Annotated in this window: 23 protein-coding genes and 1 tRNA gene; 18 read left to right on the forward strand and 6 right to left on the reverse strand. The window is 46.9% G+C overall.

Annotated features, from left to right (window positions below; all coding sequences use genetic code 11):
* Positions 1-48 precede the first annotated feature (48 nt).
* From pheT to pgaD, 9 genes are all read left to right on the forward strand, one after another.
* Complete coding sequence (gene pheT / locus R3E63_05055) at positions 49-2433, forward strand: phenylalanine--tRNA ligase subunit beta (protein MEZ5539320.1); 2385 nt, start codon at positions 49-51, stop codon at positions 2431-2433.
* Between the two features lie 2 nt (positions 2434-2435).
* Positions 2436-2750 carry an integration host factor subunit alpha gene (ihfA, locus tag R3E63_05060; GenBank protein ID MEZ5539321.1) on the forward strand — a complete coding sequence of 105 codons (315 nt, stop codon included), beginning with the start codon at positions 2436-2438 and terminating at the stop codon, positions 2748-2750.
* A gap of 43 nt (positions 2751-2793) precedes the next feature.
* Positions 2794-3174 (forward strand): MerR family transcriptional regulator, encoded by a 381-nt coding sequence (locus R3E63_05065; GenBank protein ID MEZ5539322.1) that lies wholly within the window; start codon positions 2794-2796, stop codon positions 3172-3174.
* 13 nt (positions 3175-3187) lie between these two features.
* Positions 3188-3264, forward strand: a tRNA-Pro gene (locus tag R3E63_05070).
* Between the two features lie 71 nt (positions 3265-3335).
* Entirely contained in the window at positions 3336-4652 is a 1317-nt protein-coding gene (rmuC, locus tag R3E63_05075) for a DNA recombination protein RmuC (GenBank protein ID MEZ5539323.1), read from the forward strand.
* 83 nt (positions 4653-4735) lie between these two features.
* Positions 4736-6988: a poly-beta-1,6 N-acetyl-D-glucosamine export porin PgaA gene (pgaA, locus tag R3E63_05080; protein MEZ5539324.1), complete on the forward strand. Its 2253-nt coding sequence runs from the start codon at positions 4736-4738 to the stop codon at positions 6986-6988.
* Positions 6973-8955, forward strand: a complete 1983-nt coding sequence (pgaB, locus tag R3E63_05085) for a poly-beta-1,6-N-acetyl-D-glucosamine N-deacetylase PgaB (GenBank protein MEZ5539325.1) — start codon at positions 6973-6975, stop codon at positions 8953-8955. Before pgaA ends, pgaB begins: the two co-directional genes overlap by 16 nt.
* A gap of 5 nt (positions 8956-8960) precedes the next feature.
* Positions 8961-10226, forward strand: coding sequence for a poly-beta-1,6-N-acetyl-D-glucosamine synthase (pgaC, locus tag R3E63_05090; protein MEZ5539326.1), 1266 nt, complete (start codon positions 8961-8963; stop codon positions 10224-10226).
* The gene (gene pgaD / locus R3E63_05095; protein MEZ5539327.1) at positions 10184-10690 is read left to right on the forward strand and encodes a poly-beta-1,6-N-acetyl-D-glucosamine biosynthesis protein PgaD; all 507 of its coding nucleotides are present in this window, start codon (positions 10184-10186) and stop codon (positions 10688-10690) included. The genes pgaC and pgaD overlap by 43 nt, the downstream gene beginning before the upstream one ends.
* Here the strand turns inward: pgaD and R3E63_05100 are convergent.
* From R3E63_05100 to R3E63_05120, 5 genes are all read right to left on the reverse strand, one after another.
* Positions 10677-11774 carry an SGNH/GDSL hydrolase family protein gene (locus R3E63_05100; GenBank protein ID MEZ5539328.1) on the reverse strand — a complete coding sequence of 366 codons (1098 nt, stop codon included), beginning with the start codon at positions 11772-11774 and terminating at the stop codon, positions 10677-10679. The two genes, pgaD and R3E63_05100, sit on opposite strands and share 14 nt — an antisense overlap.
* A 14-nt stretch (positions 11775-11788) precedes the next feature.
* The gene (locus R3E63_05105) at positions 11789-12076 is read right to left on the reverse strand and encodes a bacterioferritin-associated ferredoxin (protein ID MEZ5539329.1); all 288 of its coding nucleotides are present in this window, start codon (positions 12074-12076) and stop codon (positions 11789-11791) included.
* Entirely contained in the window at positions 12057-12536 is a 480-nt protein-coding gene (gene bfr / locus R3E63_05110; GenBank protein ID MEZ5539330.1) for a bacterioferritin, read from the reverse strand. Before bfr (R3E63_05110) ends, R3E63_05105 begins: the two co-directional genes overlap by 20 nt.
* Positions 12533-13012, reverse strand: coding sequence for a bacterioferritin (gene bfr / locus R3E63_05115; protein MEZ5539331.1), 480 nt, complete (start codon positions 13010-13012; stop codon positions 12533-12535). Before bfr (R3E63_05115) ends, bfr (R3E63_05110) begins: the two co-directional genes overlap by 4 nt.
* 100 nt (positions 13013-13112) lie before the next feature.
* Positions 13113-13982 carry an NAD(P)-dependent oxidoreductase gene (locus R3E63_05120; protein MEZ5539332.1) on the reverse strand — a complete coding sequence of 290 codons (870 nt, stop codon included), beginning with the start codon at positions 13980-13982 and terminating at the stop codon, positions 13113-13115.
* A gap of 66 nt (positions 13983-14048) precedes the next feature.
* On the opposite strand from R3E63_05120, the gene R3E63_05125 reads away from it, so the two are divergent.
* From R3E63_05125 to R3E63_05140, 4 genes are read left to right on the forward strand one after another with little or no spacing between them, the layout of a single operon-like run.
* Positions 14049-14573 (forward strand): SRPBCC family protein, encoded by a 525-nt coding sequence (locus R3E63_05125; protein ID MEZ5539333.1) that lies wholly within the window; start codon positions 14049-14051, stop codon positions 14571-14573.
* 35 nt (positions 14574-14608) lie between these two features.
* The gene (locus R3E63_05130; protein MEZ5539334.1) at positions 14609-14929 is read left to right on the forward strand and encodes a hypothetical protein; all 321 of its coding nucleotides are present in this window, start codon (positions 14609-14611) and stop codon (positions 14927-14929) included.
* A gap of 13 nt (positions 14930-14942) precedes the next feature.
* Positions 14943-15773, forward strand: a complete 831-nt coding sequence (locus tag R3E63_05135; protein MEZ5539335.1) for a DUF692 domain-containing protein — start codon at positions 14943-14945, stop codon at positions 15771-15773.
* Complete coding sequence (locus R3E63_05140) at positions 15766-16491, forward strand: putative DNA-binding domain-containing protein (GenBank protein MEZ5539336.1); 726 nt, start codon at positions 15766-15768, stop codon at positions 16489-16491. Before R3E63_05135 ends, R3E63_05140 begins: the two co-directional genes overlap by 8 nt.
* 30 nt (positions 16492-16521) lie before the next feature.
* Here the strand turns inward: R3E63_05140 and R3E63_05145 are convergent, their stop codons facing one another.
* Positions 16522-17049 carry a DUF3617 family protein gene (locus R3E63_05145; protein ID MEZ5539337.1) on the reverse strand — a complete coding sequence of 176 codons (528 nt, stop codon included), beginning with the start codon at positions 17047-17049 and terminating at the stop codon, positions 16522-16524.
* 158 nt (positions 17050-17207) lie between these two features.
* Here R3E63_05145 and alaS point away from each other — a divergent pair, with 158 nt between their 5' ends.
* From alaS to crcB, 5 genes are read left to right on the forward strand one after another with little or no spacing between them, the layout of a single operon-like run.
* A complete protein-coding gene (alaS, locus tag R3E63_05150; GenBank protein ID MEZ5539338.1) occupies positions 17208-19847 on the forward strand; it encodes an alanine--tRNA ligase in 2640 nt (879 codons plus the stop codon).
* 2 nt (positions 19848-19849) lie between these two features.
* The gene (locus R3E63_05155) at positions 19850-22279 is read left to right on the forward strand and encodes a DNA translocase FtsK 4TM domain-containing protein (GenBank protein MEZ5539339.1); all 2430 of its coding nucleotides are present in this window, start codon (positions 19850-19852) and stop codon (positions 22277-22279) included.
* Positions 22280-22281: 2 nt separating this feature from the next.
* The gene (gene lolA, locus R3E63_05160; GenBank protein ID MEZ5539340.1) at positions 22282-22908 is read left to right on the forward strand and encodes an outer membrane lipoprotein chaperone LolA; all 627 of its coding nucleotides are present in this window, start codon (positions 22282-22284) and stop codon (positions 22906-22908) included.
* Positions 22908-24266: a replication-associated recombination protein A gene (locus R3E63_05165; GenBank protein MEZ5539341.1), complete on the forward strand. Its 1359-nt coding sequence runs from the start codon at positions 22908-22910 to the stop codon at positions 24264-24266. The genes lolA and R3E63_05165 overlap by 1 nt, the downstream gene beginning before the upstream one ends.
* Positions 24263-24640: a fluoride efflux transporter CrcB gene (gene crcB, locus R3E63_05170; GenBank protein MEZ5539342.1), complete on the forward strand. Its 378-nt coding sequence runs from the start codon at positions 24263-24265 to the stop codon at positions 24638-24640. Before R3E63_05165 ends, crcB begins: the two co-directional genes overlap by 4 nt.
* Positions 24641-24644: the final 4 nt, after the last annotated feature.

The raw sequence follows: 24644 nt of genomic DNA on the forward strand, positions 1-24644 counted from the left end.
GTTATCAACTTAATGATATAAGTTACCTGATAATAGTGATGTAACTCTATGAAATTTAATAAAAAATGGCTTGAAGATCACGTGGCGTGTGCAGGGCTGTCTGCCCAGCAGTTGGCGGACACGATCACCATGGCGGGTTTGGAAGTTGATGCTGTAACATCTGTCGCTCCGCCGTTTTCTGGCGTGGTGGTGGGAGAAATTGTTGCGATTGCACAGCATCCTGACGCGGATAAGTTACGCGTCTGCCAAGTGGCTGGCCATCCTGACGGTGAAGCCAAGCAGGTGGTTTGCGGTGCTGCCAATGCGCGTTTAGGGTTGAAGATTCCCTTTGCCACACTGGGCGCTGAACTGCCTAGCATCAAAATCAAGCAGGCAAAACTGCGCGGTGTAGAGTCTTTCGGCATGTTGTGTGCCGAGCAAGAGTTGGGGTTGGCGGAAGCGAGTGATGGCCTGTGGGAGCTGCCTGCGGATGCGCCAGTAGGTGTGTGTATTCGAGATTACCTCCAGTTAGATGATAGTGTGGTCGAAGTGGATTTAACGCCGAATCGCGGCGACTGTTTAGGTATGGTTGGCTTGGCGCGTGAAGTGGCTGCACTGACTGGATCAAGTATAAAATCATTTAAAATCAACGAAATAGAAGCTAAAGTTGATGCTAGAACTAGCGTTAATTTGAAGTCGCCCGAACACTGCGCCCGTTATGTCGGCAGGGTCATTCGCAATATCAACACGGGTAGCGTTACTCCACTGTGGATGGCGGAGCGCCTGCGCCGCGCCGGTGTGCGTAGTATCGATCCTGTGGTTGATGTTACTAACTATGTGCTGTTGGAACTTGGCCAGCCTATGCACGCTTTTGACCTCGATTGCTTGGATGGTGAGATCGATGTGCGCTTGGCGCAGAAGGGGGAATCCCTTGTGCTATTGGATGGCCAAACGGTTGAGCTGAAGCCGGACACCTTGGTGATTGCGGATGCGAGCAAGTCTTTGGCGATGGCGGGCATCATGGGTGGCGCTGAGAGCGCGGTTTCTCCTGCGACGCGTAATATTTGGCTGGAAAGCGCTTGGTTTAATCCGGTGTCGATGGCAGGAAAGGCGCGTAATTACGGCATGCACACCGATGCCTCGCACCGTTTTGAACGAGGAGTTGACTTTAACATTCAGTCGCAAGCTATTGAATTAGCAGCAAAATTACTGCTTGAAATTGTGGGTGGTGAAGCTGGCCCCGTAGTTCAAGTGGTTTCTGAAGATCATCTGCCGCAACGCAAGCCTGTTCGATTGACGCGCGGTTTATTGGCTCAATACTTAGGGTTGGATTTGCCTGAAAATGAGGTAACAGCTATTTTCGAGCGACTGGGTTTTACTCCAGTTGTTGATGCTGAGGGGTGGACCATTCAGCCGCCGAGCTGGCGTTATGACATTGCTATAGAGCAAGACTTGATCGAGGAAGTGGCGCGTGTGTATGGCTACAACCGTTTGCCTTCGTGCGCGGTGCGTGCCGATATGGATTTGGTGGGCGTGCCGGAGACTAAGCTCGAAGCTGGAACGCCTGCTTCTGTTTTGGTGGCGCGCGGCTATCAGGAAGTCATCAGTTATTCGTTTATCTCTCCCGAACTGCACGGCTTGTTTGAGCCGCAGCAGGCTGGTGTGAGCTTACAAAACCCGATTTCGGCGGATTTGTCGGTCATGCGCGCCAGCTTGATTCCGAGCTTGGTGAGCACACTGCAATACAACCTGAACAGACAACAAAGTCGTGCGCGTTTCTTTGAATCTGGTCTGCGCTTCCGCTTGGAAGATGGCGCGGTTCAGCAGCAACCAATGATGGCGGCGCTGTTGTACGGCACTCGAACGCCAGAGTCTTGGGAGGGGCAGGCATCTGCCAAGGTGGATTTTTTCGACCTCAAAGGTGATTTGGAAGCACTGTTGGCGCGTACAGGTCGAGCGGGCGATTTTTCGTTTGTACGCTCGGAGCATCCTGCGCTGCATCCGGGGCAAACGGCAGCTATTTTGGATCGCGGTAAGGTCGTGGGCATCATCGGTGCGTTGCATCCAGAGTTGCAGCGCAAGTTGGATATCCCCAGCACAGTGTTGGTGTTTGAGATCGAGCGTGAGGCGTTGTTGTTAGGTCGCACACCGGCGTTTGTTCCTGTTTCTCGTTTTCCTGCCGTGCGTCGCGATTTGGCGTTGGTGGTCGATCGCAATTTGCCGGTGGCTGATCTCTGTGCGTCAGTGCGTCAGGCTGCGGGCGAGTGGTTAACAAACCTCAAGGTGTTTGATGTATATGTTGGCGAACATATTGAATCTAATAGAAAAAGTGTCGCTTTGGGCTTGACCTTTCAGTTGGCTTCGCGCACCCTTAACGAGAACGAAATTGTTGAATGCGTGGATGCTGTTTTGGCTGCTTTAAGCCAACAATACGGAGCCACACTCAGGAATTAACGATGTCCGAAGCGCTAACCAAAGCTGATCTTGCTGAAAAGTTGTTTGAGGAGTTAGGCCTCAATAAGCGTGAAGCAAAAGAAATTGTTGAAGTGTTTTTTGAAGAGATTCGCTCTTCATTAGCGCAGAACAAAAATGTAAAATTGTCTGGCTTCGGAAATTTTGATTTGCGCGATAAAAGCCAGCGCCCCGGTCGCAATCCAAAAACCGGTGAAGAGATACCCATTACAGCGCGTCGTGTTGTCACTTTTCGACCTGGTCAAAAATTGAAAGCACGCGTGGAAGCCTTTGAGGGCGAAGCCGATCAAGCCGAGTAAGCGGATCGGTTGGAACAGTTAGCACAGGATACGAATTTTCATGATGCTGGAACCCGGCAATAACGATGAGTTACCACCTATCCCCGGAAAGCGTTATTTTACGATTGGGGAAGTGAGCGAACTCTGTGATGTAAAACCGCATGTGTTGCGTTATTGGGAGCAGGAGTTCCCACAACTCAAGCCGGTGAAGCGTCGCGGCAATCGCCGTTACTACCAGCGTCAAGAAGTGATGACTATTCGCCAAATCCGTTCACTGCTTTATGAACACGGCTTTACGATCGGCGGCGCGCGTCAGCGTTTGACGGATGAAGGCACAATTGTGGATGAAAGTGCCGAGCGCTTCCGTACGCTGGTTCGTGAAATGATTACCGAGTTAGAAGATTTGCTCGCCGTACTCGCTCAGCAAGCGCAAGCACAGAAATAGCGTAAAAGAATTTCGGGGCGTAGCGCAGCTTGGTAGCGCACTTGACTGGGGGTCAAGTGGTCGGAGGTTCAAATCCTCTCGTCCCGACCAATTGAGAAAAGCCGCTTGGGAAACCAGCGGCTTTTTTGTTTTGCTTAAGAGAACAATTAGTGGGAGTTGTTATGCCTAATGCGTGGACTATCGACATCGTGGTTATTTGCGCGACAGTGGCTGCGATGAGTGGTGTGATTGGTTTTTTTATTGCCATGCTGCGTGGTGAAAAACGAGCCAAAAATGAAAGTACAGAACTTCAATTAAAACTTGAATTAGCAAATAAACAATGCGCAGAAGCGGAGCTGCGTTATGAGAAATTAAAAGCGCAGCAGGAAGAGCGTGCGGCGAGCCATGCGCGTGAGCTAGTTAATTTTGAGCAGCAAAAAAATAGTTTGGCTGAGCATTTCAAAGTGCTGTCGAATGAGATTTTGGAAGCAAAATCAAAATCCTTGCAGGATAGTAGCAAGATCACGCTGAATGCAGTGTTGTCACCTTTCCAGCAATCCATCGATAACTTCAAAAAAGAAGTGCAGGAAATTCATCACCGAGAAACTACGCAGCAGGGTGAGTTGAAAAAAGAGTTAGAGCATCTCAAAGAATTGAATCAAAAAATTACACTAGAAGCACACGAGCTATCTACTGCATTGCGCGGGCAAAAAAAACTGCAAGGTAATTGGGGTGAGTTGGTGCTGGAAAATGTGCTGGATCGCTCGGGTTTACAGCTGGGTAAAGATTATCAGCGTGAAGTCAGTGTCACTGGCGAGGAGGGAAGAAAGCGTCCGGATGCGGTGGTGTTTTTGCCACAGGATAAGCACCTCATCATTGATTCAAAAGTCTCACTGAATGCTTATGTGCGTTTTGTGAATGCAGAGGAAGAAGTGGAGCGTGCTGCAGCTTTGAAAGAGCATGTGCAAGCAGTGCGAGATCGTATTAAAGAATTATCGAATAAAGAGTACTACAAGCTGAATGGGCTCAACTCGCCCGATATGGTGTTTATGTTTGTACCGATTGAATCCGCTTTTGTCGAAGCATTAAAAGCGGATGAACAGCTTTTTCAAATGGCGATTGAAAATAATATTTTGGTGGCTACACCAACCACATTATTGACCAGTCTTAATATCGTGCGTCAGTTGTGGCGATTTGAAGATCAAAACAAGCACACGGTCGCTTTGGCCAATAAAGCGGATGCTGTATTCAAAAAGTTGAAGAGTTTTTTGGATAGTTTTGAAAAAGTTAAGCGAGGATTGGATACTGCAACAGAAGCGTATAACACTGCCGAGGGGCAGTTGGTGAGCGGTAGAGGGAGCTTGGTGAAACAGGTGAATGACTTCAAAGAGTTGGCGCCTGCTATCAAAGCCGAGTTGCCGAGTTATTTTGTGGAAAAGGCTGAACTAGAGATTGATACACACAGCGCCCAGAGTAACCCTCCAAATAGAGTGGATTAAAGTGGGCGTTGGAAAGCGGTGAATTAGGTTGCTACCTCTAATCTATCCAACAAAATGGCGGCTTCGTCAAAAGGAATATAGACATGCGGAAGATCGCTCTCTTCTGTTTCTGCTGCTTATTCGTACCAGTGGTGTTAGCTGCTAGCTTGCGAGATCAAGCGGGTGAAGCGCGCCATGCTGGGCGTTTTGAACAATCAGAGAAATTGTTTCGTCAAGCATTAGCAGCGCAGCCAAATTTTGCACCTTTACTGCTTGATTTGACGACAGTACTGATTGATCAAAAGAAATTCCTAGAAGCAGAAAAAAATCTTCATCAATACTTATTGCGTTTTGGTGAGAGCGAGAGCTATTGGTTAACCAAAGCCTACTGGCATGATCGCCAGTCGCTTTTTTTCGATAGTCTGACTGACTATGACAATGCGTTGCGAATGAATCCTCGCAGCACAGTGGCTATGCAAAACTATATTCAGACGGCAGATACGATTGGTGTGCCAGATAAAGCGGTGGCTTTGGCACGTGTTTATCCTGATGCTATCAATAAGGAAGGCTGGCTGCGTTTGTATTCCGATAGCGCTGCTTATGCTGTTCGTCTAGCAGGAATGCCAGAGCCAGATCAAAGCCTTCGCAAAAAAAATATTCATGAAGCAATTCGTCGCTGCGATAGAGTGATTAAACTTTTATACGAACAGTTTCCTGAGCGCGTTGCAGCCATGCAGCAAGCGCGTATGGATAGATTGTTGGTGTGGGAGTTGGATGCAAGACATCAACAAGTACTGGATGAGTTCGATGTCTTGGTAGTAGAACGCACTATTATTCGTGATGATATTCGCGTTGCAGTGGCGCAATCTGCTTTGTACCTTGAAAAGCCTGATCGCGCTATAGAAGTTTTACAACCTTTGATAGATAAAAAAACAACGGATGCAAACGCTAGAACTTTGTATTTTTATGCGCAGTTAGAAAGTGAGAATTTTGATGGTGCAAGGAAAACAATCGATGTACTGATTGTCGATGAGAAACCTTGGTTGTATGGAAAGTCTGATCGTGTGGTGGGAAAAAATTGGGATAGGCAGAATGCAGACTACAACAGCATCATGCTGAAGGCGTGGGGAAACCAATTAGATGATGCACAAACTGAGATAGGGGTTTATCAAGAGCGAGCACCACTTAATGCAGATTTGCGATCTGCGGTTGGGCAGATTTATCAATTGCGCGGATCGCCCAGAGAAGCTGAGCGGTGGCAGCGTGATGCTTTGCAAATTACACCAGATTCTTACAGTGCTTGGTCAGGCATTATTGGCAGTCGAATGGCGCTCTACGATTTCCCAGAAGCAGAAAAAATTACGCAGCGTTTGGTGAGTAAGTACCCAGACCTTAAATCCAGTGAAAATCTGAAAGAAGATTGGGCTATTCATAATATGCAGGAGCTTTCGATGGATTTTTCATTGGGGCATAGTCAAGTCAGTAGCCATGGCTCTAATGGCAACGGTAAAAATACAGGTGCAAACGGTAGCCGCGATTTTGAAGCGGAGGTGTGGTGGTATTCCAAGCCTATCGATTATCAATATCGAGCTTTTTTTCATACAACATCAAGCACCGGAACTTTTGAAGAAGGGAAAGGGCAGATTGATCGTTACGGCGTAGGAGCTGAACAGCGCGATCAGATGAATGAAGTTGCTTATCGCAATACAGCGGAAGTCAATCGCAGTTACGCATCCGATGCAGATTTGGGTTTAACACTGACAACCGAATGGCAGTTAGATGACAACTGGTCAGTCAATGGTGGATTGGAAACTTTTAGTTCGCAACTGCCAGTTCGTGCGTATAACGCAGGTATAAAAGCGCACTCAGTAGAAACGGGTGTGCGTTATCAAGTGGATGAAGGTGAGTATTACCGTGCAGGTTTAACTTATGTGGATTTTTCTGACGGAAATCAACGTTGGATGTTAGGTGCTCAAGGTTATCAAGTAGTGTGGAGTAACCCACATCATCAGTGGGCATTGCTAGAGTCAGTTTACACATCAACTAATTCTGAAAATAACACCATTTATTTCAATCCTAGCAGCGATCTGGATATTGGTATTGCGGCAGAGTATCAGGGAATTATTAAACGCCATTATGATTTTGAGTTTCGTCACACCTTGTTAATGGGTATAGGAACTTATACGCAACAAGATTTTGGAACCGATCCAACGGCACAAATTCTTTATCGTCACAATTGGAAGCGAGATAAAACTTTGGAATGGTTTTATGGGGTAGGGCTTAATTACCATCCTTATGATGGTGATGAAGAGTTGCGCAGCACAGCATTCGGAGGTTTCACATGGCGCTTCGAATGATCCATCGTTATATTTTCACAATTATTTGTTTACTTCTGCAAAATATTGTTTTGTTGCCATCTGCATTGGCCGATGAGTTAATTACTTTGTGTTATCACGATGTGCGCGATGATGTCGATGGGCATTTAGATGCAGATACTGTTGCTGTCAGTAGTAAGCAATTAGCAGAACAGTTTGAGTGGTTGCGCCAAAATGGTTACACACCGGTATCGGTAAACCAATTGGAGGACGCGCGCCTCGGTAAAAAATCATTACCATCTAAAGCAGTTTTACTGAGTTTTGATGATGGATATGAAAGTTTTTATACGCGTGTTTTTCCTCTGTTGAAGTTGTACGGTTATCCCGCAGTGATGGCTGTGGTAGGGCGTTGGCTGGACTTAACCGAAAATCGCACTGCACAAGGTAGTGCAGGGAGTGCCTACATAAAAAAAGGGCTGTCAGCTGCGGAAATACGCGAGATGCAGGCCAGTGGATTGATTGAATTTGCCTCGCATAGTTACGATTCGCACAGAGGCATTTTGGCTAATCCACAAGGTAATGAAGAGCCGGCGATGGTCACGCGTTTGTATGATGCCAAACACCAACGCTATGAAACGGAACAACAAGCGTATCAGCGTATTTTTCAGGATGCACAGCGCAGCAGTAAACAATTACAAAAGTTGACGGGTGTAGCACCGAGAGTCATGGTTTGGCCTTATGGTGCATGGAATATTCCTGCAGAGAATGCAGCAAGGGCAGCGGGGTTTCGTTGGTTCTTTACATTAGGACGAGAGCCTATCCGAAACCGTATATCAGCGAGTGGTCGCATTGAGCGCCATATGTTGGCTTCCAATCCATCGCTGTCAGATTTTAAGGAAATGCTAAAACCTTATCGTATGCCTGTTTCACCTGTGCGGGCTGCGCATGTGGATTTAGATTATGTTTACGATGCAGATCCTGTGCGGCTGAATAGTAATTTAGATAAATTATTAAATCGTATTCAGAAGTTACATATTTCTACTGTGTATTTGCAGGCATTTGCGGATCCGGATGGTGACGGTAATGCCAGTGCAGTTTATTTTCCCAACCGCCATTTACCTGTGCGGGCGGATTTATTTAATCGCGTTGCTTGGCAATTAAAAACGCGTGCAGGTGTCGATGTGTATGCGTGGATGCCTGTACTGGCCTTTGACTTTGGTAAAGATTTCTATCGTATACACGGTATCCGGCAGTGGTGTGAGCAAGGGGTACCAGTAGCTCCGGACTCTGCTTATCAGCGCTTGTCTTTATTTGACCCATTAGCGCGCCAGCGTATTTTGGATTTGTACAGTGACTTAGCAGCACATGCTAACTTTCAAGGGGTTTTGTTTCACGATGATGCCATTATCGATACAGATGAGGATTTTCATCCTCAAGCGGTACAGTGGTTTTCACAACGCGGTGTGCAATTAAATAATTATGCACAGTGGAAAGATGATGCGATTCAGCGCAAACGCTTCACCTATTTGAAAGTTCAGGCACTGGATGCCTTTACACAGGATTTGGCTGAAGCAGTCAAAGTGTATCGGCCTGAAATTCGCACTGCGCGTAATTTCTATGCAGAAACGGCGTTGAATCCACAAAGTGTAGATTGGTTTGCGCAAAGTATGGAAACGGCATTGCTTAAATATGATTATGTCGCTTTGATGGCGATGCCTTGGATGGAGAAAGCTGAAGATCCTGAACAGTGGACAAAAAATCTGATTAAGAAACTCGAATATCTATCGCCGGCACAGAAAAATCGTTTTGTTGTTGAATTGCAAGCGCGTGATTGGCGTACAGGGGAAGCTATCAATAATCGGAATTTTTCGCAGCAAGTAAAATTATGGTCGCGAGAAGGCTATCTAAACTTTGCATGGTATCCGGATGATTTTCACGCCAACATTCCAGACTTTGATACTGTGTTCAAAGCATTGTCGTTGCAAGACTATCCCTATGAACGGCGGTAGTGGTTATGTTTGAGCGCATCGTCGATTTTCTGTTGGCATTCACCTTTATGTACCCATTGTTGATGGCTTACTTGTGGATGTTTGGCGGTATTTACTATCGTCTGCATTGGGAAAAGCACGACGGTGATGATTGGCGTCATCCAGAGCCATTAGATTTTTATCCTAAAGTGACGGTGATGTTGCCATGTCATAACGAAGGCGATTTAGTGGTTGAAACGCTGAGTTTTTTATTGGATTTGGATTATCCCAACTACGATGTGATTGCGATCAATGATGGCAGTACCGATAACACGGGCGCGCTTTTGGATGAGCAAGTAAAGTTGCACGATAAGTTGCGTGTAATTCACCTCGCCACCAATCAAGGCAAAGCAATGGGATTAAATACTGCCGCGCTAATGACAGATAGTGAGTATTTAGTGTGTATTGATGGTGATGCCTTATTAGATCGACAGGCGTTGCATTGGTTGATGTCGCATTTTGTTGACTCTCCACGGGTAGGAGCAGTCACGGGTAATCCGCGTATTCGCAATCGCTCCTCTTTGCTGGGAAAAATTCAGGTGGGCGAGTTTTCTTGCATTATTGGTTTGATTAAGCGTGCGCAACGCATTTACGGGCGAGTGTTTACGGTATCTGGTGTGGTGGTGGCTTTTCGCAAAGCGGCACTACAGCGCATTGGATATTGGAGTACCGATATGATTACGGAAGACATTGATGTCAGTTGGCGTTTGCAGTTGGCGCATTGGGATGTGCGTTACGAGCCCAACGCGTTGTGTTGGATTTTAATGCCGGAAACTTTGAAAGGATTGTTTCGTCAGCGCACGCGTTGGGCGCAAGGTGGTGCGGAAGTGTGGTCGCGCTATTTACCTAAGATGTTACATTGGAAAAAACGCAGAATGTGGTTTGTGGCACTGGAATATATCGTCAGTGTCTTGTGGAGTTACACATTGGTTGCAATCGCTTTATTGTGGATAGCTGGAAAATTTGTCGAGCTACCGGATTACCTTTATATCCGTACATTGCTGCCAGGGTGGACGGGTGTCATTCTTGGCTGTACCTGTCTTTTGCAGTTTCTGGTCAGCATGATTATCGATTCTCGGTATGAGAGAGGTATCATGAAAAATTATTATTGGATGGTGTGGTATCCGTTGGCGTATTGGATGCTCAATGTTGTCACTACCGTTTGCGGTTTCCCTAAAGCATTTTTTAAGAAGAAAGGTAAGCGAGCCGTATGGACGAGTCCAGATCGCGGGTTACAGAGCCTCGACAACTGATCATTGATTCTCCTTCTGTCTTGCGTTTGAAAGACCGTTTTGCAGAAGTCAGTATCACGCTATTTTTTTGGTTGGTACTGCTGTACTTGTGGCAGCCGGTATTTAGTCTTTTGGCTTGGTTGTTTCAAGGCTACGCTTTCTATCGCCATATGTTTGATTTGGGGGGGTATGGCGCTTTTGGTAAGGTGGCGTTGGAATATTTAATGATTATTTGTTTGATTGATGGCATTTTTCTTCTGTGGGCGGTAGTAAACAGGCTACGCTTTCGTAAAAAAGATAGGCGACAAAGAGTTCCAGATACATCATTGCTTGAACATTCGCTGTATTGCAGAGTGCAACCACAAGATGTAGAGCAGTGGCGCGAGTATCGTCAGATGGTCGTTGCGTTTGGTGATGATGGCTACATATCGGGTGTTACTCAAGAGTCATTGGCAAGCTTTAAGTCAGCAGCTAGTCCAACTTAATGGCACTGCTAATATGTTCTGCGAGTAGTTTCTGGCCATAAGGTGTGTAGTGGGTATCTAACCAAAGGTCAGTGCGTGGAAAGTTTTTGCTGTAATAAAAAGAGTGGCTAATTTTCTTTTTTTCGAGCTGTGTAGCTAAGGTATTGATGAGTGCGGCTGGTTTGTCATCGGTATTTATAGTCATTAAAAAAACAACATGGAAGCGTATTTTTCTATCCTGGCAGAATGTTTGTATGGCTTGCAGTAATTTTTTTGTAATTTCTACAGAATACTCCTCTGTTTCAGTTGGCTTTTCTGGTATGAGATTTGTATTCGTGTGTGATGGCGCAAAAATAATACGAGCAAGTTTGTCGAGCATGAAATTCAGAAGCTGGCTTTTTTGTAACCATGTTTGTGCGGGCGGTGGTTCAGTAATAGAAACAGCTTCTGGTATGGCATAGGGCACGGGTACATTGGTCAGCTGTAATTGATTGTCTTTATCTTGCTGAAACATCGGTTTTGGATAGCTGTACCTTTCTGTGGCGATATTGTCTTCAAAATCGTTGTAATACAGCAAAAGTACAACATCATCGTAATGCTTGTCTGGGTGTTGTTTGCTAAAGCGTTGCAGTGTTAACAGTTCTTGGTCAGTGCCGTAGCCCGGCACACTTAAGTTGTAGATATTGGCATTTGGGTTTTGTTGATTGAAAACAGATGTAGCGGTTTCGTTGTCTTCAACACCCCATCCCCAGCCGTAAGAGTCGCCCAGTAATAAAATATTGCGCTTATTGGGAATGAAAGTTGGTGTTTGGTTGCGAAAAGCGTGTTCATCGTGTGTGACATGAACAATAAAATCTTTGGAGATATACGGCGACCGCGCGTTAGGTGTGCCTTTCCAACCGAGTTCTGCGTCATACATAAAGAGCCCATTGCGTAGAGCGGGGCGTTTGCCTACACCGTAATCAGGGCTGGGCAGCCATGTACGCACAGCCCATTCTGCTGCAGCAAGGCTGAATATGAGAGAAATACAAAATAAAAACAGGTTGCCCAGTAGTGAGCGAGGAAAGCCTAGATTTTTGGCGAGAGGGAGAGGTTTTTGAGCCATCCGTGGCCCAGTTGTTAGGCCGCAGCGTAGAAGCTAGCCATTTGAACGGCTTCACTTCGCGCTTCACGCAGGTACTGCTTAGCGCAACTACCGCAGCTGCCACAGTCTGCGCCGACACCCAGTTGCTCACGCAAGTCTTTCATTGTGCGGGCACCGGCCTGAACGGCGGCATGGATTTGCTTTTCAGTGACAGCCTTGCAGACGCAAACATACATAAATGCAATCTCACAAATATCAATGAGATTTATTCTCGTTCGCATTGGCTGAGCTGTCAAGTGCCTTTTAATCAGAGCTTTCAACATAGCTTTGCAGGTAGTTGGGTGTACCCACTTGCTCGATCAGGCTGTGCTGGGTTTCTAGCCAATCAATGGCTTCTTCACAGTGCTCCAGCAGATCTTCCAGTAGCTCTCGGCTGACAAAATCCTGCTGCTCCTCGCAGAGCGTGATGGATTCCACCAGCAGAGGGCGCATGGCATCGCGCTCGTATTTGAGATCGCCCGCTAAACACTCCAGAGGGTTCTCACCGATCAGTAGCTTGCCCAAGTTTTGTAGGTTGGGTAGGCCTTCCAGAAAGAGAATGCGTTCAATCAGCTTGTCAGCTTCTTTCATTACTCGGATGGACTGTTTGTAGGCGCGATCATTGAGTTTTTCCAAGCCCCAGTTGCGCAGCATACGTGCGTGCAAAAAATACTGGTTGATAGCCGTCAGCTCATTTTTTAAAACTTTATTTAGCGCGTCGATAACTTTTTTATCACCTTTCATGGGGCGTCTCCCATCTGCGATTGCTGATAGTTTTGCAAGCCGATCATGTCAATCAAACGGAGTTGTTGTTCAAGCCAGTAGGCGTGATCCATTTCTGTGTCATCCAGTTGCAGCAGTAGCATTTCGCGCGTGACAAAATCCTGTGCTGCCTCACTGGCAACGATAGCCTTTTTTAATGAGTCCACTACATGGTATTCCAAGGCGAGGTCAGACTTGATCATCTCTTGTACAGATTTTCCTACATTGAGTGAATCGCGCTTAGAAAGATCCGGTTTTCCCTCTAAAAATAAAATTCTTTGAATGATTGCCTTTGCGTGCTGTTTTTCATGGTCTGATTCATGCAGGCTTTTTTCAGCGAGTTTTTTCAAGCCAAAGTCTGCATACATTTCGCCATGAATTAAATATTGATCAACGGCGGTTAATTCGCCAGTCAATAACTTATTCAAAATGTCGATAATTTTTTTGTCGCCTTTCATAACTTTTCTCCTTTATATACTGCGTAGGAATGGGAATGAATCGTATTATCATATCCCTTTGATATTTATAGAGTATTTATCGTTCTTATACGAATTAAAGTCAAGTTTTTTGCTGGCGTAATCGTTCAATGAGTACAGATGCATCGCTGCGGTTATGCCCCATGTTTTGTAGTTCTTTGTAGTACTGATTGATTTGTTCAACGCCTTGCAATTCGCAATGAAAATCTTTCGCAGCGGCAAGAGCGATTTCTAAATCTTTTCTCACCCAATCCACTGCAAAACCAAAGTCGTATTCGCCACGCAACATGGTGTGAGCACGGTTATCCATCTGCCAAGATTGCGCTGCGCCTTGCGAAATAACTTCCAAAACGGCATCAGTATCCAAGCCTGCACTCTCGGCAAAAAATAAGCCTTCAGCCAAGCCGGCCACCACGCCGGTAAAGCAAATTTGGTTGACCATTTTGGTGAGCTGCCCAGCGCCTGCGTCACCAATGCGCTTGGCGCGTTTGCTGTAGGCGGCAATGACGGGTTCGATGCGCGTGAAGGCGGCTGCGTCGCCGCCAGCCATCACTGCCAACTGACCTTTTTTCGCGCCGGCTTGCCCGCCGGAAATGGGTGCGTCAATGAAATGCAGCCCTTGCTGTGCGGCGAGTACATACAGCTCGCGCGCAACGCGAGCCGAAGTGGTGCTGTGATCCACCCAAATCGCTTTCGGTTGCATATACGGGAAAGTAATGCTTGTCACTTCGCGTAAATCATCGTCATTGCCGACGCAGGAGAACACGATATCTGCGCCGTTAACGGCTTCAGCAATCGAAGTGACGCAAGTTTGTCCGTGTTGCTGCTGCCAAAGTGCTGCGCGTTCGGCGTTGCGGTTGTATGCCTGCACTTTGTAGCCAGCTTGTACGAGATGCCCAGCCATAGGGCCGCCCATGGTGCCGAGCCCGATCCATCCTATCGTCAGTGTCATGAGTGCGCCTCGCAATGGGGTAGAATCGCGCATTCTGAACCGTATCCACCAACAGGAAAACCACACATGGGTCACATTGCTGTCTATAACGTCACGGCCAAAATTCCTGCCGAGAAAGCGTGGGAAAAATTGAAAGATTTATCGCTGGCACACAACTATGTGCCGAATATCACCAAATGCGTGATCACCACCGCGCAGAAAGAGGGTGTGGGTGCGAGCCGTCGTGTTTCTGGTCCTCAACAAGCCTTGGATGAAACGGTAACGGAATGGAACGAAGGACGCGGTTTTGTGATTCGTTTACACAACGGCAGCAAACCAGCTAAACCGTTTGGTGCGGCTAACTTTACTTACCGTATTGATAAAGTGGATGAGAAATCCTGCAAACTCACTTGCACCATGACTTATGAAATGGGCATGGGCTTTTTTGGTAGTTTGCTGCACAGTTTGTTCATTGGTAATTTGATTCGCGGCAATATCCGCGATGTCGCTTTGTCGATGGCGTATTTTTACGAAACAGGTAAAAAGCCATCGAAAGAAGATTTGGTGCGTTTGCGCGCTGAAGATAAAAAGAACGCCAAACCTTTCCCTTGATTGATCGACATCTATTTTTCACTTGGAGAATTGCTATGAAAAAAACACTCATCAACAAAACAACTTTATTGGCTGCAGTAACAATGGCAGGCTTTGTTGCCGCGCCTTTCGTAAATGCGGCAAGCAATCCGTTTAGCAATACCGAATTAGTGTCAGGTTATAACTTTGATCATCCGGCAGAGCATCAGTCGGGTGGCGATAAAAAAGATGAAAAGTCGTGCACTGACAAGAAAGATGAAAAACAGTGCGATAACAAAGATGGCAAGAAAGACGATGTCATCCCTGGTCACAGTGAAAAAGCAGCCGCAGAGGGCAAATGTGGTGAAGGAAAATGCGGCGAAGGTATGATGGACTAATCGGTTCATCCTCATGATTCATGCAATGCCCGTAGCGGGTGCGGGTTTAGGTATCCGGCGGGCATTGTTGAATGATTTGCAGCAGATGAATGCTGCGGTTGATTTTCTTGAAGTTACGCCCGATAACTGGATTCACACGGCAGGTAAGCCGCTCAAACAATTACACGAATTATCCGCGCGTTATCCCATGTTGGCGCACGGTTTATCGCTTTCTCTCGGCGGAACCGATCCATTGGATGTGGATTTCATCGCAGAACTCAAAATATTCTTAGATACGCATCGCGTTCATGTCTACAGCGAGCATTTGAGTTTTTGCAGTGCAGAAGGGCATTTGTACGATTTGATGCCAATTCCTTTCACAGAAGAAGCCATTAAAAACACTACGCAGCGTATTCGTGAGGTGCAAGAGCGGTTAGAGCGCCGCATCGCCATCGAAAATGTTTCTTACTATGCCGCGCCGTATCAAGTGTTGTCAGAAATAGATTTTATCAGTGCAATTTTGGTTGAAGCAGACTGTGATTTGTTGCTGGATGTTAACAATGTTTATGTCAACAGCATTAACCATCACTACAACGCACAAGATTTTATTCGCGCAATACCTACAGAGCGCGTGGCTTACTTGCATGTGGCGGGGCATTACACGCAAGCCGAGGATTTGCGCATTGATACACATGCTGCGCCTGTTTGTGACCCAGTGTGGGAGTTGCTGGCATATACCTATCGGCAACATGGCATAAAACCAACAGTATTGGAGCGTGATTTCAACTTCCCGCCTTTTGTGGATTTGTTGAAGGAAGTGCAGCAAATACAGGCTATTCAGCAATCGGTGCAAGGCAATGGCTGAATTGCGTGAGCAGCAGTTGCAGTTTGCTAATCATCTACGCAACCCTGCAAAATTTCCTGCGCCGCAAGGTGTAGAGGAAAGGCGTTTGCAGATTTATCGTGATTTATTTTTTAATAATATCGCCAATTTATTAGCGAACACTTTTCCCGTTATGCGCAGTATTTTGAATGACGCTCAGTGGCAAGCCTTGGTACGAGATTTTTATACTGAGCATCATTGTGAAACGCCGTTGTTTCCGTGGATAGCGGGCGAGTTTGCCGAGTATCTGCTCAACGAGAGCGATAATGTAGGCGTTTTTCCCTTTCTTGCTGAATTGGCGTATTACGAGTGGAGTGAAATTGCGCTGCGCCACACAGCGGATGATGCAGAAATGCCCATGCGAGTGGGTGATAAACCTGTGCTGTCGCCGCGTTGTTGGGTACTGTCGTATCACTATCCTGTGCATCGTATCGGTAAAGATTTTTTGCCGCAGCAGGTAGAGGCTATACCTGTGTGTTTGTTGATGTATTGCAATCAAGATGATGAAGTGAAGTTTGTGGAATCGAATCCAGCTACTTTTCGTCTATTGCAGTTATTAATGGATGATACATTTATCAATATGGATGTGGTAAACACACAATTGTTGCAAGAAATGCAGCCAGAGAAACCAGATGTGCTGTTAAAGCATCTGCAGCAAACTATTGCACAGTTACAGGGTTTGGGTGTTTTGCTTGTTTAATTGCAGTGGTGCAACTATTGCTGTTTTTCTTTATAGCCCAGCAGGGCACTGCTCATCTAGCCAAACTCCATTACTTTTCACATCGATTTTTTGCGCGATACTGCGAATAGTAAGAATTAGCTCTGTAGTGGCTTGCCAATGCCTATCATCCAGTAGACGCACAACGGTTAGCCCTGAACCGCTGGGGGCGGAGCACTGAATCTGAAAGATCAAGACATTGTTCACGCGTTTTCCACGGCTCACATTGCAGCCGCTACCTTGATCGTTGACGAAATTGCCGCTCGCAATTTGCTGTGTATTCACGCATAACTGCGCGGTGCCATCACTGCTTACGCGCGCGTGGTTTTGTTGCAGCATTCTGTTGATATGCGTTTGTAGTTTTTGTGGCCCCATCCCTACGAGTTTGCTGAGGTTCGGCACTTGGCGATCAAACAAAAACACTTGGCTGTCTACCTGCCATAAACCGGTACGCGGAGCTACTGGTTCCGCCGCCCAGCCAGCAGCGGTGATTGAACTTAGCAAGAGGTAGAGAATGATAGGCAACGCTGTATTTTTCATGGCAGAAGATGGTATGCAGAATGAACCCGTTGATCATACCTTTTCTGCCAGCTGATTGAAGTGGTCTTTCGGTCGGCTGCCATTGATGGGGGGATGCGAGGTGGGCGTGTATAATCACCTGAACTTTTGTCTGTATTTACTCGTGGTTACCTACAGTGATGAAAAGCGCACAAATTCGCCAAGCCTTCCTTGATTTTTTTGCCAGCAAAGGGCACGCCGTGGTGGCGAGCAGCTCGTTGGTTCCGCATGAAGATCCCACTTTGCTATTTACCAATGCGGGGATGAATCAATTCAAAGATTGCTTCCTCGGCTTGGATAAACGCACCTACACCCGTGCGGTGACTTCACAGAAATGTGTGCGTGCTGGCGGCAAGCACAATGATTTGGAAAATGTTGGCTATACCGCACGCCATCACACTTTTTTTGAGATGTTGGGCAACTTCAGTTTTGGTGATTACTTCAAGCAAGATGCCATTCAGTTTGCGTGGGAATTTTTAACATCGCCTAAATGGTTGTTTATTCCACAAGAAAAATTGTGGGTCACCATTTATGCCACTGATGATGAGGCATTTGATATTTGGCATCAAAATATTGGTATTCCAGCCGAGCGTATTATTCGTATCGGCGATAACAAAGGTGCGCCTTACGCTTCCGACAATTTTTGGGCGATGGGTGATACCGGCCCTTGTGGTCCGTGTACGGAAATTTTTTACGATCACGGCGAACATATTTGGGGTGGCTTGCCTGGCTCGCCAGAAGAAGACGGTGATCGCTACATTGAAATTTGGAACAATGTTTTTATGCAATTTAATCGCACAGCAGATGGTGTTTTGCATCCGTTACCTGCGCCAAGTGTGGATACGGGCATGGGCTTGGAGCGCATTTCAGCGGTAATGCAGCATGTGCACAGCAACTACGAAATTGATTTGTTTCAAATGCTATTAGCGTCTGCGGCGAGTGCTGTTGGTTGCAATAATGAAGGTCAAGCCTCGCTCAAAGTGTTAGCAGATCATATTCGTTCTTGTTCTTTTTTGATTGCTGATGGTGTGACACCTTCTAATGAGGGGCGCGGTTATGTGTTGCGTCGCATCATTCGCCGCGCTGTGCGACATGGCAATAAATTGGGTGCGCAAGATGTGTTCTTCTACAAAATGGTGGCAGCTTTAGTGCAAGAGATGGGCGAGGCCTATCCTGATCTGAAAAAACAGCAAGCACATATTGAAAAAACACTACGCACAGAAGAAGAACAATTCGCTCGCACACTCGATAATGGCTTGAAAATTCTTGAGCAGGATTTGGCGGGGCTGCAAGGCACGGTTGTGCCTGGCGATGTCGTGTTCAAGCTGTACGATACTTACGGTTTCCCCATGGATCTCACAGCTGATATTGCACGCGAACGCGATTTAACGATTGATGAAGCGGGTTTTGAGCAAGCGATGGAAAAGCAGCGTAAACGCTCACAGGAAGCTGGTAAGTTTGAGCTGGATTACAACACGCTGATTAAAGTGAATGTGAATACAAAATTCACGGGTTATGAATCCGTTAAAGGCTCTGGGAAGGTGGTTGCACTTTACCGTGCTGGTGAGCAAATTGACGCACTGCGTGAGGGCGATGAAGGCATTGTGGTTTTAGATAGCACGCCTTTTTATGCCGAAGCAGGCGGGCAAGTGGGTGATGCTGGTTTTCTCTACACGCAGTTTGCGCGTTTGGATGTGAATAATGTCACTAAAAGTGGCGGAGCAATTTTGCACCATGTCACGATGACACAAGGCTATGCAAAATTGGGTGATACGCTGTACGCCAATGTTGCTGTTGATGCGCGTTTGGCAACAGCATCCAATCACTCGGCCACGCATTTATTGCACGCGGCGTTACGCAAAGTGTTGGGTGCGCATGTGCAACAAAAAGGCTCGTTGGTGGATGATCAGCGCTTGCGCTTTGATTTCTCACATCCAGAAGCATTGAATGATGAGCAGTTGCAAACGATAGAAGCTTTGGTGAATGATGAAATTCGTCGTAACACGGCTGTTGAAACAACTGTTGGTGATATGGAAACCGCTAAAGCCAAAGGTGCGATGATGTTGTTCGGTGAGAAATACGGCGATACGGTGCGTATTTTGACGATGGGCGCAGGGTTTTCTGAAGGGCATCCTTTCTCAGTTGAATTGTGTGGCGGTACGCACGCCAAACGCACGGGTGATATTGGTTTGTTTCGTATTGTTTCAGAAGCGGGCGTTGCATCGGGTGTGCGGCGCATTGAAGCTGTAACGGGTAGAGGTGCGTTGGCTCGTTTTGATGCAGTGGAAGCAGAAATTGATGATGCGTGTGCGGTGTTAAAAACCAATCGCGCTGGTTTTACAGACAAAGTGCAATCGTTGGTTGATATCAATCGTCAGCTAGAAAAACAGTTGGCTCAATTGAAAATGAAATTGGCGAGTGGTGGCAGCAGCGATCTCAGTACACAAGCGAAAGACATCAATGGCGTAAAAGTATTGTCAGCACAATTAGATGGTGCTGACATCAATGCCTTGCGTGCTACTTTGGATCAGATGAAAGATAAATTGAAGTCGGCGGTAATTTTGTTGGCAGCCACAGAAGATGGCAAAGCAACGCTGATTGCTGGTGTTACAGCGGATTTAACAACGCGTTTTAAAGCAGGTGACATCATTCGCGATTTAGCGCCCTTAGTGGGTGGTAAAGGTGGCGGTCGTGCAGACATGGCGCAAGGCGGCGGCACGGATGTGGCAGGTGTGCCGAATGCTTTATCTGCATTAGAAAATTGGGTAGGCCAGCGTTAATCATGGCAAGACCTGCAAATAAAATGGCTACTCGTCAACGCGTATTACCGTTGGAAGCGTCTGTGCGCGTGCCTGCTCCGCCTTCGCGTGCCAACCTTGCTTTAGCGCGCGGTGTGCGTGAAATTGGTTTGCTCTTGCTTGCGTGTTTTATTCTTTTTGTGTTTGTGGCTTTGTTGACTTACAACAGCGCAGATCCAGGTTGGTCGAGCACCGCATCCTTAGGTGATTTCCAAAGTGGCACTATTCACAATTTAGGTGGGTATTTCGGTGCGTGGCTGGCAGATGTTCTATTTTCAGTGTTTGGTCGCTTGGCGTATTTACTACCCATTGTGTTGACGGTGTACAGCGTGTTGCGTATTCAAAAACGCCACCGCTTAGAACCATTGGATCCTACCATGTTGGCATTGCGCTTGATTGGTTTGCTGCTAGTTATGGTAGCGGGAACGAGCATTGCGACTTTGCAATGGCCTACACAGATAACCAGCGAATTGCCGTTTTCTAGTGGTGGTTTAGTTGGCCAAAGTCTTGCTAAACCTGCGGAAGAAACGCTAGGTTTACTGGGATCAACATCGCTGTTAAGTATTCTTTTTCTTTTTGGGTTTACTATTTTTACGGATTTATCGTGGCTGTGGTTGATGGATGAAGTGGGACGCATAACGCTGTCTCTGATTGGTCATTCGCGTCAATCGGTATTGGATGTGCAGCGCGAGCGTTCAGAAAAACGCAGCGCAGATGATGCGCGTGAAGAAAGACAACGCACGATGGACGCACACCGCTTGCGTATGGAAAAACGCAAAACACCTGCGCCGGTCATTGTGGAGCCACCTGTGTTGGTGGAAAAAGTACAACCGAGTAAACGCGTGGCGCGTGAAAAACAAGTGCGTTTATTTTCTGATGATGCAACAGCGGGTGAATTGCCCGCGTTGTTATTGCTCGATCGCGCACAAGCCGCAGATAAGCGTGGCTATTCGCAAGAATCGCTAGAAGCGATGTCGCGTTTGCTGGAAATTAAATTAATGGATTTTGGTGTCAGTGCTGAAGTGGTTTCTGTGCAGCCGGGGCCTGTGATCACGCGTTTTGAAATTCAACCGGCTGCAGGCATCAAAGCGAGCCGTATTTCTGGATTAGCAAAAGATTTAGCGCGTTCACTCGCGGTAATTAGTGTGCGCGTAGTCGAAGTCATCCCAGGCAAATCTTATGTCGGTATTGAAGTGCCGAACGAGCAGCGCGAAATTGTTCGCCTGGGCGATGTATTAGCTTCGCAAGCGTACGATGATTCCAAAAGCCCACTCACGCTGGCACTTGGTCACGACATTGCCGGCATGCCGGTGATGGCCGATCTCGCCAAAATGCCGCACTTGTTGGTGGCGGGTACAACGGGTTCAGGTAAATCCGTCGGTGTGAATACCATGCTGATGAGCTTGCTGTTCAAAGCAGGCCCCGACGAAGTGCGTTTGATTTTGGTCGATCCAAAAATGTTGGAACTTTCTGTTTATGAAGGCATTCCGCATTTGCTAACACCCGTTGTGACCGACATGAAAGATGCTGCGAATGCATTGCGTTGGTCCGTGGGTGAAATGGAACGCCGTTATAAATTGATGGCAGCGCTCGGCGTGCGCAATCTTGCGGGCTACAACAAAAAAATACTGGATGCGAAAGCGGCAGGTGAAACGATTGCTGATCCTGTGTGGCGACCTGATCCGATGGCGTTTGAGCCGGTCGATCAACAAACGGCACCGAACTTAGATAAATTGCCGTACATCGTTATCGTGATTGATGAATTTGCCGACATGATGATGATTGTCGGTAAAAAAGTAGAGCAATTGATTGCGCGTATCGCACAAAAAGCGCGTGCAGCGGGCATTCATTTGGTGTTGGCAACACAGCGTCCATCGGTGGATGTGATTACCGGTTTGATCAAAGCGAATATTCCAACGCGTATTGCGTTTCAAGTGTCATCCAAAATTGATTCGCGCACGATTATTGATCAGGGCGGCGCAGAACAATTGCTCGGTCACGGTGATATGTTGTATTTGCCACCGGGCAGCCCTGTGCCTATTCGTGTGCACGGTGCGTTTGTGGATGATCACGAAGTGCATGCAGTTGTTGAAGACTGGAAACACCGTGGTGAACCGAATTATTTGGAAGAAATCATGCAAGAACAGACAGGCGTTTTTGTGCCTGGCTTTTCCAGTGGTGATGAAGAAAGCGGTGAGGGCGGCGATCCTGAAGGTGATGTGTTGTATGACAAAGCAGTCGCCTTTGTTTTAGAAACCCGCAGAGCTTCTATTTCTGCCGTACAACGCAAATTTCAAATTGGTTACAACCGCGCTGCGCGTTTGGTCGAAGCGATGGAGGCAGCTGGCGTAGTCAGTGCTATGAATAGCAATGGCAGCCGCGAAGTTTTAGCGCAAAATCTTTCCATGAGGTAGGTATGAAGAAAGTTATCTCGCTTGTTTTTCTTATGAGCGCATTCTCACTTTTACAAACAGCGCAAGCCGATGCGCTGCAAGACTTGCTTGCATTATTGGAGCCAGTCAAAGGTATTCAGGCTGATTTTGTGCAGGAAGTGGTTAACGCCAAAGGTGAAGTGCAGCAGCAGAATAAAGGTGAATTGAAAGCCAAAGAGCCCAATCAGTTTTATTGGAAAACATCTGATCCGTTCCCGCAAGAAATCATGACGGATGGTAAAACGCTGTGGGTGTACGACCCAGACTTGCAGCAAGTCGCGGTCAAGCCTTTTGAAGAAAATTACAGCAAAACACCAGCGATGTTATTTGCTGGCAATGCGGTGGCGATCAGCCAGCAATTTACGGTTGAAAAAATCAACGGTGTAGTGCAAGGCTTCCGCCTGCTGCCCAAACAGCAACGCGATTTGTTCTTGTCCTTGGATTTAGTGTTTGAAAACTCTGTGCCTGCCAGCATGACGATTCAAGATGCTATGCAGCAAAAAACCACCATTTCGTTTAGTCAAGTAACGGTCAATCCTTCATTGGTAAGTGATCTGTTTCATTTTGTGCCACCTGCTGGCGTTGAAGTTTTACAAACAAAAGCACAGTAATGGCTGATTTGTTCGACAAAGATATTCACGCTGCTCAACCTTTGGCTGCACGCCAAAGGCCGCAAGTGTTGGATCACTATGTTGGGCAATCACATTTGTTGGCGCAGGGAAAAGCGCTGCGTGAAGTGATCGAGAAAGGCCATCTACATTCCATGATTTTTTGGGGCCCTCCTGGTGTCGGTAAAACCACCTTGGCGCGATTGCTGGCAGCCCATGTGCAGGCACACTTCATTGCCATCTCCGCTGTTTTTTCTGGTGTGAAAGAAATTCGTGCGGCGATGGAAGAAGCGCGCAATATGCGTGACCAATGGCAAAAACGCACGCTGCTTTTTGTGGATGAGGTACATCGCTTTAATAAATCGCAACAAGATGCTTTTTTGCCCTACATTGAAGATGGCACTGTAGTTTTTGTGGGTGCCACGACAGAAAATCCTTCCTTTGAATTGAATAATGCGCTGTTGTCGCGCTGCCGTGTTTATGTGTTGCAGGCATTGAATGAAAGCGATTTGCGTCAAGTCATTAATAATGCTTTGCAGCATGACGAAGTGTTGCTGAAAAAAAATATCAAGATAGAAGATGATGCTCTGCAAATCATGGTGCGTGCCGCACAAGGTGATGCGCGCATGGCGTTGAATCTGCTGGAAATGTCGGCAGATCTTACTGAAACACAAGCAGATGGTAATTCGCACATTACTGAGCAAGTGCTTGCGCAGATCTTGCAAGGCAATATCCATCGTTTTGATAAGGGTGGTGAGATTTTTCACGATCAAATTTCTGCACTGCACAAAGCGGTGCGCGGCTCGTCACCTGATGCGGCTCTGTATTGGTGTTTGCGTATGTTGGATGGTGGTTGCGATCCACTGTATGTCGCGCGCCGCGTGGTGCGCATGGCGAGCGAAGATATAGGCAATGCCGATCCGCGCGCGTTAGAAATTGCGTTGAATGCGTGGCAAGTGGTTGAGCGTTTGGGCAGCCCAGAATCGGAGCTGACTTTAGCGCAGGCGGTGATTTACATGGCGTGCGCACCGAAAAGCAATGCGGTGTATCGCGCGTTTAATCAGGCGCGGAAATTGGTTGCAGAAGCGCCAGCGTACGATGTGCCTTTGCATATCCGCAACGCGCCAACGCATTTGATGAAAGATTTGGGTTATGGCGCGGAGTATCGTTACGCGCACGATCATCCAGACGCGTTTGTAAGTGGTGATAATTATTTTCCACCCGAACTGAAAGATACGGTCTTCTACGAGCCGACAACTCGCGGTTTGGAACAGAAAATTCGAGAAAAATTGCATTATCTGATTCAAACGAATCAACAAAGTGCATGGCAGCGGTATGGAAAGAATGGAGGTGCAGCGTGAATGCCGCATGGGTTGCATTAGGTGGTGGTTTAGGCGCTTTGGCGCGTTATGCCTTTATGATGTTGTTTGCAGATTTCACTCGTCACACCGTTTTTCCTTGGGTAATTTTGTCGGTCAATGTTTTAGGATCACTGTTAGCGGGTGTGGCGTTTGCGATGGTGCATGACAAGCAGTGGCTCAGTGTTGCGCCGCAACATTTATTGATTGTTGGCGTGTTAGGCGGCTTTACGACTTACTCTGCTTTTTCTGTTGATTGTGTGCGTTTAATGCAGGCAGGGCAGTGGTTATTGGCAGGCAGTTATGTGGCATTGACTACCGTGTTGTGCTTTGCGGCAACGGCATTAGGCATGATGCTGGTTCGTCAATGGTTATAATTTT

The sequence above is a fragment of the Pseudomonadales bacterium genome (genome assembly GCA_041395665.1).
Taxonomy (GTDB): Bacteria; Pseudomonadota; Gammaproteobacteria; order Pseudomonadales; family UBA7239; genus UBA7239.

Bases quoted from the DNA above. Each gene is read 5' to 3' on its own strand.
- pheT (MEZ5539320.1), top strand. From the start codon at position 49: ATGAAATTTAATAAAAAATGGCTTGAAGATCACGTGGCGTGTGCAGGG.
- ihfA (MEZ5539321.1), top strand. From the start codon at position 2,436: ATGTCCGAAGCGCTAACCAAAGCTGATCTTGCTGAAAAGTTGTTTGAG.
- R3E63_05065 (MEZ5539322.1), top strand. From the start codon at position 2,794: ATGCTGGAACCCGGCAATAACGATGAGTTACCACCTATCCCCGGAAAG.
- rmuC (MEZ5539323.1), top strand. From the start codon at position 3,336: ATGCCTAATGCGTGGACTATCGACATCGTGGTTATTTGCGCGACAGTG.
- pgaA (MEZ5539324.1), top strand. From the start codon at position 4,736: ATGCGGAAGATCGCTCTCTTCTGTTTCTGCTGCTTATTCGTACCAGTG.
- pgaB (MEZ5539325.1), top strand. From the start codon at position 6,973: ATGGCGCTTCGAATGATCCATCGTTATATTTTCACAATTATTTGTTTA.
- pgaC (MEZ5539326.1), top strand. From the start codon at position 8,961: ATGTTTGAGCGCATCGTCGATTTTCTGTTGGCATTCACCTTTATGTAC.
- pgaD (MEZ5539327.1), top strand. From the start codon at position 10,184: ATGGACGAGTCCAGATCGCGGGTTACAGAGCCTCGACAACTGATCATT.
- R3E63_05100 (MEZ5539328.1), bottom strand. From the start codon at position 11,774: ATGGCTCAAAAACCTCTCCCTCTCGCCAAAAATCTAGGCTTTCCTCGC.
- R3E63_05105 (MEZ5539329.1), bottom strand. From the start codon at position 12,076: ATGTTGAAAGCTCTGATTAAAAGGCACTTGACAGCTCAGCCAATGCGA.
- bfr (MEZ5539330.1), bottom strand. From the start codon at position 12,536: ATGAAAGGTGATAAAAAAGTTATCGACGCGCTAAATAAAGTTTTAAAA.
- bfr (MEZ5539331.1), bottom strand. From the start codon at position 13,012: ATGAAAGGCGACAAAAAAATTATCGACATTTTGAATAAGTTATTGACT.
- R3E63_05120 (MEZ5539332.1), bottom strand. From the start codon at position 13,982: ATGACACTGACGATAGGATGGATCGGGCTCGGCACCATGGGCGGCCCT.
- R3E63_05125 (MEZ5539333.1), top strand. From the start codon at position 14,049: ATGGGTCACATTGCTGTCTATAACGTCACGGCCAAAATTCCTGCCGAG.
- R3E63_05130 (MEZ5539334.1), top strand. From the start codon at position 14,609: ATGAAAAAAACACTCATCAACAAAACAACTTTATTGGCTGCAGTAACA.
- R3E63_05135 (MEZ5539335.1), top strand. From the start codon at position 14,943: ATGATTCATGCAATGCCCGTAGCGGGTGCGGGTTTAGGTATCCGGCGG.
- R3E63_05140 (MEZ5539336.1), top strand. From the start codon at position 15,766: ATGGCTGAATTGCGTGAGCAGCAGTTGCAGTTTGCTAATCATCTACGC.
- R3E63_05145 (MEZ5539337.1), bottom strand. From the start codon at position 17,049: ATGAAAAATACAGCGTTGCCTATCATTCTCTACCTCTTGCTAAGTTCA.
- alaS (MEZ5539338.1), top strand. From the start codon at position 17,208: ATGAAAAGCGCACAAATTCGCCAAGCCTTCCTTGATTTTTTTGCCAGC.
- R3E63_05155 (MEZ5539339.1), top strand. From the start codon at position 19,850: ATGGCAAGACCTGCAAATAAAATGGCTACTCGTCAACGCGTATTACCG.
- lolA (MEZ5539340.1), top strand. From the start codon at position 22,282: ATGAAGAAAGTTATCTCGCTTGTTTTTCTTATGAGCGCATTCTCACTT.
- R3E63_05165 (MEZ5539341.1), top strand. From the start codon at position 22,908: ATGGCTGATTTGTTCGACAAAGATATTCACGCTGCTCAACCTTTGGCT.